This is a genomic window from Janibacter sp. LM (assembly GCF_039631275.1).
Lineage (GTDB): Bacteria > Actinomycetota > Actinomycetes > Actinomycetales > Dermatophilaceae > Janibacter > Janibacter terrae.
Map to the genome: position 1 here is coordinate 1 of NZ_JBDIVG010000015.1, position 9,300 is coordinate 9,300.

Annotated in this window: 10 protein-coding genes; 7 read left to right on the forward strand and 3 right to left on the reverse strand. The window is 71.0% G+C overall.

The features are described 5' to 3' along the window. Positions 1–19: 19 nt before the first annotated feature. Together ABC138_RS09505 and ABC138_RS09510 are read right to left on the reverse strand one after the other, a co-directional pair. A complete protein-coding gene (locus ABC138_RS09505; RefSeq protein ID WP_068327860.1) occupies positions 20–304 on the reverse strand; it encodes a sulfurtransferase TusA family protein in 285 nt (94 codons plus the stop codon). A gap of 6 nt (positions 305–310) precedes the next feature. Then, positions 311–793: a glutathione peroxidase gene (locus ABC138_RS09510; protein ID WP_345913504.1), complete on the reverse strand. Its 483-nt coding sequence runs from the start codon at positions 791–793 to the stop codon at positions 311–313. A gap of 35 nt (positions 794–828) precedes the next feature. On the opposite strand from ABC138_RS09510, the gene ABC138_RS09515 reads away from it, so the two are divergent. From ABC138_RS09515 to ABC138_RS09525, 3 genes are read left to right on the forward strand one after another with little or no spacing between them, the layout of a single operon-like run. Then, positions 829–1,329, forward strand: coding sequence for a hypothetical protein (locus tag ABC138_RS09515; protein ID WP_345913505.1), 501 nt, complete (start codon positions 829–831; stop codon positions 1,327–1,329). 1 nt (position 1,330) lies between these two features. Next, positions 1,331–2,377: a LacI family DNA-binding transcriptional regulator gene (locus ABC138_RS09520; RefSeq protein WP_338539137.1), complete on the forward strand. Its 1,047-nt coding sequence runs from the start codon at positions 1,331–1,333 to the stop codon at positions 2,375–2,377. Further along, entirely contained in the window at positions 2,374–3,585 is a 1,212-nt protein-coding gene (locus ABC138_RS09525) for an MFS transporter (protein WP_345913506.1), read from the forward strand. The genes ABC138_RS09520 and ABC138_RS09525 overlap by 4 nt, the downstream gene beginning before the upstream one ends. Positions 3,586–3,634: 49 nt before the next feature. Here ABC138_RS09525 and ABC138_RS09530 read toward each other — a convergent pair whose 3' ends face one another. After that, positions 3,635–5,092: a DHA2 family efflux MFS transporter permease subunit gene (locus ABC138_RS09530; protein WP_345913507.1), complete on the reverse strand. Its 1,458-nt coding sequence runs from the start codon at positions 5,090–5,092 to the stop codon at positions 3,635–3,637. Positions 5,093–5,146: 54 nt separating this feature from the next. Here ABC138_RS09530 and ABC138_RS09535 point away from each other — a divergent pair, with 54 nt between their 5' ends. The 4 genes from ABC138_RS09535 to ABC138_RS09550 all read left to right on the forward strand — a co-directional run bounded on the left by ABC138_RS09535 (position 5,147) and on the right by ABC138_RS09550 (position 9,280). After that, complete coding sequence (locus ABC138_RS09535; RefSeq protein WP_068327878.1) at positions 5,147–5,422, forward strand: DUF2277 domain-containing protein; 276 nt, start codon at positions 5,147–5,149, stop codon at positions 5,420–5,422. Between the two features lie 276 nt (positions 5,423–5,698). Further along, entirely contained in the window at positions 5,699–7,075 is a 1,377-nt protein-coding gene (gene dnaB / locus ABC138_RS09540) for a replicative DNA helicase (RefSeq protein ID WP_338539287.1), read from the forward strand. Between the two features lie 277 nt (positions 7,076–7,352). Next, a complete protein-coding gene (locus tag ABC138_RS09545) occupies positions 7,353–8,027 on the forward strand; it encodes a TnsA-like heteromeric transposase endonuclease subunit (RefSeq protein WP_345913509.1) in 675 nt (224 codons plus the stop codon). After that, the gene (locus ABC138_RS09550; protein WP_345913510.1) at positions 8,024–9,280 is read left to right on the forward strand and encodes a hypothetical protein; all 1,257 of its coding nucleotides are present in this window, start codon (positions 8,024–8,026) and stop codon (positions 9,278–9,280) included. Before ABC138_RS09545 ends, ABC138_RS09550 begins: the two co-directional genes overlap by 4 nt. Positions 9,281–9,300 lie beyond the last annotated feature (20 nt).

Consider the following 9,300-nt stretch of genomic DNA (forward strand, 5'->3'; position numbering starts at 1 on the left):
ACCTGGGGCGGGTGAGGCGTCACGCCGGGTGCCACGGCCGATCAGGCCGCGTCGCGACCGGCGAGCCGCTCACCCGCACCGCGTAGACGGGCGGCGGTCCCGCGTCGGCGACGCCGAGGTAGGTGTGGCCGGTGATCCGGCACCACGCCGGCAGGTCGATCGGTGCGACGGGGTCGGTCGTGCTCAGGTGCACGACCGACTCCGCGTCCAGCTCGGCGACCCGGGCGCGCAGCAGGATGAGCAGCCGCGCGCACGAGAGGTCGCCCCCGTCGATCCGCTCGACGGCCCGCTCGTGTGCCTCCACCCGGCGTCAGGCGAGGACGGAGCGAAGGGCGTCGCGCACCCGCTCGTCGTCCGGCGTGACCTGCGGGCTGAACCGCGCGACCGGGGTGCCGTCGGCGTCGATGACGAACTTCTCGAAGTTCCACCGGACGTCGCCGCTCTCGCCCCCTTCGTCGTGCGTCCCGACGAGGCCCTCGTAGACGGCGTGGCGACCGGGGCCGTTGACCTCGACCTTCTCGCTCATGGGGAAGGCGACACCGTACGTCGCGGAGCAGAACTGCGCGATCTCCTCGGACGTGCCCGGCTCCTGCCCACCGAACTGGTTGCACGGCAGCCCGACGACGGCGAGGTCCGGGTGCTCCTCGTGGAGCGCCTCGAGGTCGGCGTACTGCGGGGTCAGACCGCACCTGCTCGCGACGTTGACCAGGAGCGCGGGGCGCCCACCGGTGAGATCACGCAGGGTGCCGGGCGTGCCGTCGAGTCGGGCGAGGGGGGCGTCGAGGATGCTCATGGGTCGACGATACGGGCCCTGACTAGGCTGCCGACATGCCCGCCGCCATCGCCTTCGTCGTGGTCACGCTCATCCACCTCGGGGCGCAGGCGACGGCCCCGGGCGGGGTGCTCGCGGACCTCACGCAGGTCCTGCTCGTGCCGGTGCTCGCGTGGTTCCTGCTCGCGACCACGCCCGCGCCGCCCTCGCGCCCGGTGCGGCTGGCGCTCCTCGCGCTCGGCCTGTCGTGGCTCGGCGACACCCTGCCGCGCTTCGCGGACGAAGGGAGCACCATGGGTCTCGCGCTCATGCTCGGCTGCTACCTCCTCGCCCAGGTCGTCTACGCCGTGGTCCTGCGCGGCACCGGTCTGGACCGTGTTGCGAGGAGTGGTGTCGTCGCCCTCGTCGTCTTCGACGTGCTCGTCGCGCTGCGGGCCCTCGCCGACGTCGAGCTGCCGTTGCACGCCGTGTGGGTGATGCTCGCCTACGTCCTCGGGCAGGCCCTGCTCGTCGCGGCGATCGCGCACCAGGACCGGGCGCGCCCCGAGGCCGCCTGAGGTGCGCAGCCACCGCATCTCCGACGTCGCCGAGCAGGCCGGGCTCTCCCGTGCCACCGTGGACCGCGTGCTGCACGGCCGCGCCGGGGCCAGCCCACGCGCGGTCCGGGCCGTCGAGCAGGCCGTCGCCGAGCTCGACCGACAGGCCGGCGCGCTGCGGCTCGGGGCGCGCTCGCTCGTGCTCGACGTCGTCATGCAGGCGCCCGAGCGGTTCTCCGGAGCCGTGCGCGAAGCCCTCGAGTCCCAGCTCACCGGCCTGCGCCCGGCCTCCGTGCGCGCCCGGTTCCACCTGCGCGAGTCGGGGACCGTCGAGGACGTCGTCGCCACCCTGGACGGCATCGGACGAAGGGGGCGCACCAGCCACGGCGCGCTGCTCAAGGTCCCCGACGACCCGCGCGTGGCGGCGGCGATCGACGACCTCGCCGGCCGCGGCATCCCGTCGGTCACCCTCGTCACCGACGTCCACGGCTCGCGCCGCATCGCCTACGCCGGGCCCGACCACGAGTCGGCCGGCCGGACCGCCGCGCACCTCGTGCAGCGGTGGGGCGCCACCGACCGCGGCACCGTCCTCGTCACCCTCAGCCGGGCCAGCTTCTTCGGGGAGCGCACCCGGGTCGAGGCCTTCGTGCGACAGCTCGCCGCGGAGGCCCCAGGTCTCGAGGTGCGCCGCGTGCGGGACGCCGACGGGCTCGACGCCTCGACCGGGGCCGTCGTCGCGGGTGAGCTCGACGACCTCACCGGACCCGTCGGGGTCTACTCCGTCGGGGGAGCCAACCGGGCGATCATCGCGGCGCTGCGGGCGAAGGGGGTCACCCCCTTCGCCCACGTCGGGCACGACCTCGACGCGGACAACCTCGCGCTGCTGCGCGCCGGCGAGATCGACCTCGTCCTCCACCACGACCTGCGCGAGGACGCGCGCTCGGCGGTGCGGGCGGTGCTGCAGCACCACGGGCTCGTGCCCGGCGCGCCGCTGTCGGTCGCCTCCGGGGTGCAGGTCGTGACGCGGCACAACATCCCTGCGCGGCTGCTGCCGGGGGGAGGCACGTGAGCGCGGGCTACCGGCACGGCAGCGCGGAGTACCGGCGGGTCGTGGCGTCGCTCTTCGCGGCGGGCCTGGCGACCTTCACCCTGCTGTACTCGACGCAGGCGCTGCTGCCGGACCTGCGCGAGCAGTTCGGCGTCTCCGCGGAGGCCTCGACGCTCAGCATCTCGCTCACGACGCTCGGGATCGGCGCGGGGCTGCTCGTCGCCGGTCCGGTCTCCGACGTCGTCGGGCGCACCCAGCTGATCCACCTGTCGCTCGCCGCCTCGGTCGTCGCGGGCATCGCCTCCGCGCTCGCCCCGACGTGGCCGGCCCTGCTCGTGCTGCGCTTCGTCGCCGGGGTGGTGCTTGCCGGTCTGCCCGCGGTCGCGACCGCGTACCTGCGCGAGGAGCTGCACCGGGAGAGCCAGGGCCGGGCGGTGGGCCTGTACGTCGGGGGCACGGCCTTCGGGGGGATGTCCGGGCGGCTCGTCGCCGGCCTCGGGGCCGAGCTCGGCGGCTGGCGCTGGGGGATCGGGGCGACCGTGGTCGTCGCGCTGGTGTGCGCGCTGGTCGTGCGGATCGCGCTGCCGGCCTCGCTGGGGTTCAGGGCCTCGCCCGGCAACCCGCGGGCACTGCTCGCGATGACCCGCAGGGCGCTGTCGGACCGGGGGCTGCTCGCGCTGTACGCGATCGGTGGCTGCAGCCTCGGCGCGCTCGTCGCGATCTTCAACGCCGTGGGCTTCCGGCTCACCGACGAGCCCTTCTCGCTCGGGCTCGGCGCCGCGAGCATGGTCTTCCTCGTCTACCCGCTCGGCACGCTCAGCTCCGCGTGGTTCGGCCGCGCGGTCGACCTGCGGGGACGACGACCGGTCATCCCCGCAGCCGTCGTCATCGCCATCGCGGGCGTCCTCATCACCATCCCGGACCACCTGCCGCTCGTCGTGCTCGGCCTCGCGGTGCTCATCGTCGGGTTCTTCGGCCTGCACGGCATCGCGAGCGGCTGGGTGCCGATCCGGGCGGTCGCCGGCGGGACGAGCGCCGGTCAGGCCGCCTCGCTCTACCTCTTCACGTACTACCTGGGGTCCTCGGTCTTCGGCTCGGCCTCGGGCCTCGCCTGGACGCACGGCGGGTGGAGCGGGGTCGTCGCGCTCGCGATCACGCTGCTGGTCGTCACCGCCGTGCTGATCCGGGTGCTCCACCGGACGCCCTCGCTGGTGCCGGGTCGGTGGTGAGCCCGCTCGTGGTCAGACGCCCCGAGGACGACGAAGGGGTCCGCGCGGGTCACTCGTTGCTCGTGGGCTCCTCGGCCTGCCCGGGCGTCTGCACCATCAAGCAGGTCGCGATGCTCAGCGCGGCAGCGACGGCGAGCATGACGAAGGCCGCCTGCACCCCGCCCGTGCGCTCGGCCGTCGTCGGGTCGGTGCCCGCGACGAGTGACATGACGGCGATGCTCGTCGCCGTGGCGGCCGCGCCGAAGACCTGCTGCGAGGAGCCGAGCAGCGCCGACCCGTGGGCGTACAGGGAAGTGGGCAAGGACCCGAGGCCCGCGGTGAAGAGCGGTGTGAAGAGCAGCGCCAGCGACAGGCTGAGCAGGACGTGCAGCACGAGGACCGTCCACTGCCCGACATGCGGCAGCAGGACCGCGAAGAGCCCGAGCGACACCGTCATGCCGACGGCGCCGGGCACGACGAGCGGGCGCGCGCCGATGCGGTCGTAGAGCCGGCCGATCACCGGCCCGAGCAGACCCATGGCGAGCCCGCCCGGGATGAGGAGCAGGCCGGTCTCGAGGGTGGTGAGCCCGAGGCCCTTCTGCAGGTGGATCGGGAGCAGGATGACGGAGCTGATGAGCGCGGCGAAGCCGAGGCACATGGTGACGAAGGCCCCGGTGAAGCTGCGGTGGCGGAACGCGCGCAGGTCCATCAGCGGGTCGCCGCTGCGGGCGAGGGCACGCTGGCGGAGGGCGAAGACGACGAGTGCGACGACTGCCAGGCCGGCCGCCGGAGCAGGCGGGACGAGCGGTGCGGCCGGGGTGCCCCCTTCGCCCCCGTGGCCGCCGCCGAGCCCCGAGAGGCCGTAGACGAGACCGCCGAAGCCGACCGTGGCCAGCGCGACGCTCGGCAGGTCGAGGCGGCTCGGCCCGCGCTCGCCGACGTCGGGCAGCTGCCGCAGGCCGAGCCAGAGCGCGACCGCGGCGATCGGGAGCACCGCGAGGAAGATCAGGCGCCACGAGCCGAGCTCGAGCAGCACGCCGGAGACCGCCGGGCCCATGGCCGGGGCGACGGCGATGACGAGCGAGACGTTGCCCATCGTGCGGCCGCGGTCGCCGACCGGCACGAGGTCCATCAGCGTCGTCATCAGCAGCGGGATCATCACCGCGGTGCCGCTCGCCTGGACGACCCGGGCGGCCACGAGGACCTCGAAGGTCGGCGCCGCCGCGGCGAGGGCCGTCCCGATCGTGAACAGGCCCATGGCCAGCGCGAAGGTGCGACGGGTGGCGAGGCGTCGCAGGATCCACCCGGTCATGGGGATGACGACGGCCATCGTCAGCATGAAGGCCGTGGTCAACCACTGCGCCGACGTCTCCGGGATGGCGAAGGCGTCCATGAGGCGCGGGATCGCGTTGTTCATGATCGTCTCGTTGAGGATCACGACGAAGGTGGCGACGGTGAGCACGCGCAGGACCAGGGTCGTCCGGGCAGGCGTGGTCACGGGGTGCGGCGGGGCCGCGGTGAGGGGCATGCGTCCATGGTCCGGTACCGCAACGAGTGGACCAAACGGGAGGACACTGGAGGCATGTGCCGAAACATCCGACAGCTGCACAACTTCGAGCCCCCGGCCACGAGCGACGAGGTGCGGGCCGCCGCGCTGCAGTACGTGCGCAAGGTGAGCGGGTCGACGAAGCCGAGCCAGGCCAACCAGGCGGCCTTCGACGAGGCCGTCGAGGAGATCGCCCAGGTCACTCAACACCTGCTGGACCACCTCGTGACGAGCGCCCCGCCCAAGGACCGTGACGTGGAGGCGGACAAAGCCCGCGAGCGGGCCCGGGTCAGGTACGGCCGCACCGGCTGATCCGACTTGCGCGAAGGGGGGTGAGTGTGGCCTCGGGCGTGTCGCCGCCTGTGGATGGCGGATGGTGAATCTTTTCTGGGTCCACACGTGTGAGCGGACGTTTCCGCAGGTCAGACCCGGTGGTGTTGCCTGGGGGACAGCGAGATCCACAGGGTTCTCCACGGGCTGTGCACAGTCACATGGCGCGTCGTCCACACACCGTCCACAGGTCTGTCCACAGAGTCGTTTGGTGTTGTCGGTGCTGGGTGCGACTGTTACGCGGTGACGACGAGCGAGATGGACACGAGGGTCTTCGGGGACACGGGCCCGTACTCCTCCGCTCCGCCGCCGGACCGTCTGCCGCCCCAGGATCTGGGCGCGGAGCAGTCCGTGCTCGGCGGCATGCTCCTGTCCAAGGACGCGATCGCCGACGTCGGTGAGGCGGTGCGGGGGCACGACTTCTACAAGCCCGCGCACGAGTTGATCTTCGACGCGATCATCGACCTGTACAGCCGCGGCGAGCCGGCCGACGCGATCACGATCGCCGACGAGCTGAGCAAGCGCGGCGACCTGCAGCGCGCCGGCGGCCAGGCGTACCTGCACGACCTCATACAGTCCGTCCCCACGGCCGCCAACGCCGGCTACTACGCCCAGATCGTCGCCGAGCGCGCCGTGCTGCGCCGCCTCGTCGAGGCCGGCACCAAGATCGTCCAGATGGGCTACGCCCAGGGCGGTGGCGACGTCGAGGAGATCGTCAACGCCGCGCAGGCCGAGGTCTACACGGTCGCGGAGAAGCGCGGTGGCGAGGACTACGCGCCGCTGTGGGACACCCTCAACGAGACGATGACCGAGATCGAGGTCGCCGCCGGGCGCACCGACGAGATGACCGGTGTGCCCACGGGCTTCACCGATCTCGACGAGCTGACGCACGGTCTGCACCCCGGGCAGATGGTGGTCATCGCGGCGAGGCCGGCTATTGGAAAATCTACGCTGGGAGTGGACATCGCCCGCGCGGCGGCGATCCACCACGGGATGGCCAGCGCGATCTTCTCCCTCGAGATGAGCCGCAGCGAGATCACCATGCGTGTCCTCGCGGCGGAGGCCAGCATCCAGCTGCAGCACCTGCGGCGCGGCAAGATGAGCGACCCCGACTGGCGCAAGCTCTCCCGGGTCGTCGGCCGCATCAGCGACAGCCCGCTCTACATCGACGACTCGCCCAACCTGTCGCTCATGGAGATCCGCGCCAAGGCCCGCCGGCTGAAGCAGCAGCACAACCTCAAGCTCATCGTCATCGACTACCTGCAGCTGATGAGCTCGGGCAAGAAGGTCGAGTCCCGTCAGCAGGAGGTCTCGGAGTTCTCCCGTGCGCTCAAGCTCCTGGCCAAGGAGCTGCAGGTCCCGGTCATCGCGATCAGCCAGCTGAACCGTGGCCCCGAGCAGCGCACCGACAAGCGCCCCGCCATGAGCGACCTGCGTGAGTCCGGCTCGATCGAGCAGGACGCCGACCTCGTGATCCTGCTCCACCGCGACCGTGACCCCGGGTCGGAGCGCGAAGGGGAGGCCGACGTCATCGTCGCCAAGCACCGCAACGGCCCGACGGCCGACATCGTGCTGGGCTTCCAGGGGCACTACGCGCGGTTCTCGAACCTGGCGAAGGACTCGGGGGGCTTCTGATTGTAGAGATGCGTCCTAGTTTGTATAAACGGCTCGATACATTGTTTGCGGCAACTGGCGGCGTGTCGCTGGAAGTGAAGGTGAAAGCGTGATAGTGGACGACGGCTTTCGATAGTGTCGCTGTGCAGACAAAGTTCGAGGGCGTCCCGTTGGCCCGGGACGCCCTCGTGAACAACTACCTGATCCGTGGTTGCGGGTGGCAGGAGGAGTCGTTGTGTCCACTGTAGGTGTTGCGGTGCCGGAAACTCAATCGTCTGACCCCGAGTGGTCTTTCGCTGTGAAGGGCGAGTTCCTCTCGGACTGGGACTGGGGAGCTGGTCCGCCGGATGTGCGGCAGTTGGGGTCAGTCCGCAAGGTTCGTTCGTCGACGTACTCGCGGAATGTCCCGGTGCACGCGTTCTCGATGACGATCGGGGACGAGCTGACACTGGAATCGGGTCTGGAGCATCAGTTGATGATGATGCTCGATCGGGACCAGAACGTCGCGTGGCTTGTGGCCCAGCCGTTCCTCCTTCGGTGGTCACCGAAGAAATCGCACTATCCCGACCTCCTCAGCCTGGGCGTCGACGGGTCGGTGACGGTGTGGGACGCGCGCCCGGCCGAGTTGCAGGACATCGACTTCAACTGGAAGGTCGAGAAGAGCGCTGAGGCGTGCACCGCCCGCGGGTGGCGACACCGGGTCTTTCCTGGCCTATCGCGTGCGGAGGAAGTCAACCTGCGCTGGCTGTCGATGGCCCGAAGGGAGCAGCCGTGGATGCCGGCCGCGAGGGTACGCCTGCGCGAAATGACGCGCGGTCCTGATGTGACCTTCGGGGACATCGCCTCGGCAGATGAGGGTGGCTATCTCCTGTCGACACTGTGGCATCTGGCCTGGCGGGGCGATGTCCAGTTGGACCTTGCTGGCCGATGGGGCGAGGGCACTCCCGTGGTCTGGGCGGGTGAGCGGTCGTGAGCGTGCGGGTCGCGCTGCACGAAGGGGCGACCATCCAGGGGGAGGACGGACGTCCGCTGCTGGTGGTGGGTGTCCGCCCGCTGAGCGTGCGCGTCGAGACCATTCACGGCGAGGTACACGACATTCGGTTCGAGGACCTCGACGTCGCGGTTGGGATGCTCGACGGGCGCGTTGATGCCGTGGTGGGGCCCTTCCGGCACAAGTTCGAGAGCGTGCGTGAGACCGCGCGCCAGTTGGCGCTCGACCGGGAGGAGATCGTCCTGACCGTCGAGACGGGATACGCGCGGGGACATCGTGCCCTGGCTCGCGAGGGTGAGCCGTTCTGGCCGTTCGATCCGGCAGATGGGATCTCACTGCGCCGCAAGCTCGCGGCGATGGTCGAGCAGCTTGCAGCCGAGGACGCTCTGGATCGTCAGGCTCGACGTGACCGCGAGGCGGGCCGCTCGACGCGACCGGGTCGGATCGGGTCTCCGACGACCAACGCCATCGGCAACTGGCATCGGGATTACTTCGCGGACCCGGGGGGACTGTTCGAGCTGGTCGATGGCCGCAGTCGGAAGGGTCGGTCGCAGTTCGCCTCGTTGGACGAAGAGATCAAGGACGTGTGTCGCCAGGTCGTGGCCCGGTTCGACGGGACGGAGTCCGCGAAGCGGCAGAAGGACATCTACCGGCAGGTCCTGGGCAAGCTCACTGCCGACGGCTTCGTGATTGAAGAGCTGCCCCGGGACACTCTGCGCAGGTACATCGCTCACGTGGTCAAGCCGCTGGGGCGCACGACGCGGGCGCACAAGACCAACAAGCTGCGGACGACGGCGTCGTATTCGTCGTTCGCGACGGTCGGGGTGGGGCAGGTGGTGGCCATCGACGTCACTCGCGCGGATAACTTCTGCTACGACCCGTTCACCGGCGGGGCGGTCAGCGTGGAGGTGATGACCGCGATCGACTTGGCCAGCCGGGTCATCGTGGGCGTGCGGGTCTTCCCCCGCAGCCCTACCGCCTTCGAGGCCGGTCTGCTGCTGGTCGACGTCCTGCGGCCCTACAGCCTGGCCGTGGACCCGGCCCGGGTGGATGACTGGCGGTGGGTCGGGGTGCCGGAGCACATCGGGCTGTTCCCCCACGCCGTGGCTGAAGCCGAGCGCATCACCGGCCTGGCGGGCCGGAAACGGGTCGGTGAGCAAGGAATCCCCGGGGTTCTGCCGGATGCGATCCGCGCGGATCGGGGCAGCATCGGGGGTGTCAGATTGTCTGTGTAAGGGGCGGGTCTCCTACTGAG

Bases quoted from the DNA above. Each gene is read 5' to 3' on its own strand.
- ABC138_RS09510 (WP_345913504.1), bottom strand. From the start codon at position 793: ATGAGCATCCTCGACGCCCCCCTCGCCCGACTCGACGGCACGCCCGGC.
- ABC138_RS09515 (WP_345913505.1), top strand. From the start codon at position 829: ATGCCCGCCGCCATCGCCTTCGTCGTGGTCACGCTCATCCACCTCGGG.
- ABC138_RS09530 (WP_345913507.1), bottom strand. From the start codon at position 5,092: ATGCCCCTCACCGCGGCCCCGCCGCACCCCGTGACCACGCCTGCCCGG.
- ABC138_RS09535 (WP_068327878.1), top strand. From the start codon at position 5,147: ATGTGCCGAAACATCCGACAGCTGCACAACTTCGAGCCCCCGGCCACG.
- dnaB (WP_338539287.1), top strand. From the start codon at position 5,699: ATGGACACGAGGGTCTTCGGGGACACGGGCCCGTACTCCTCCGCTCCG.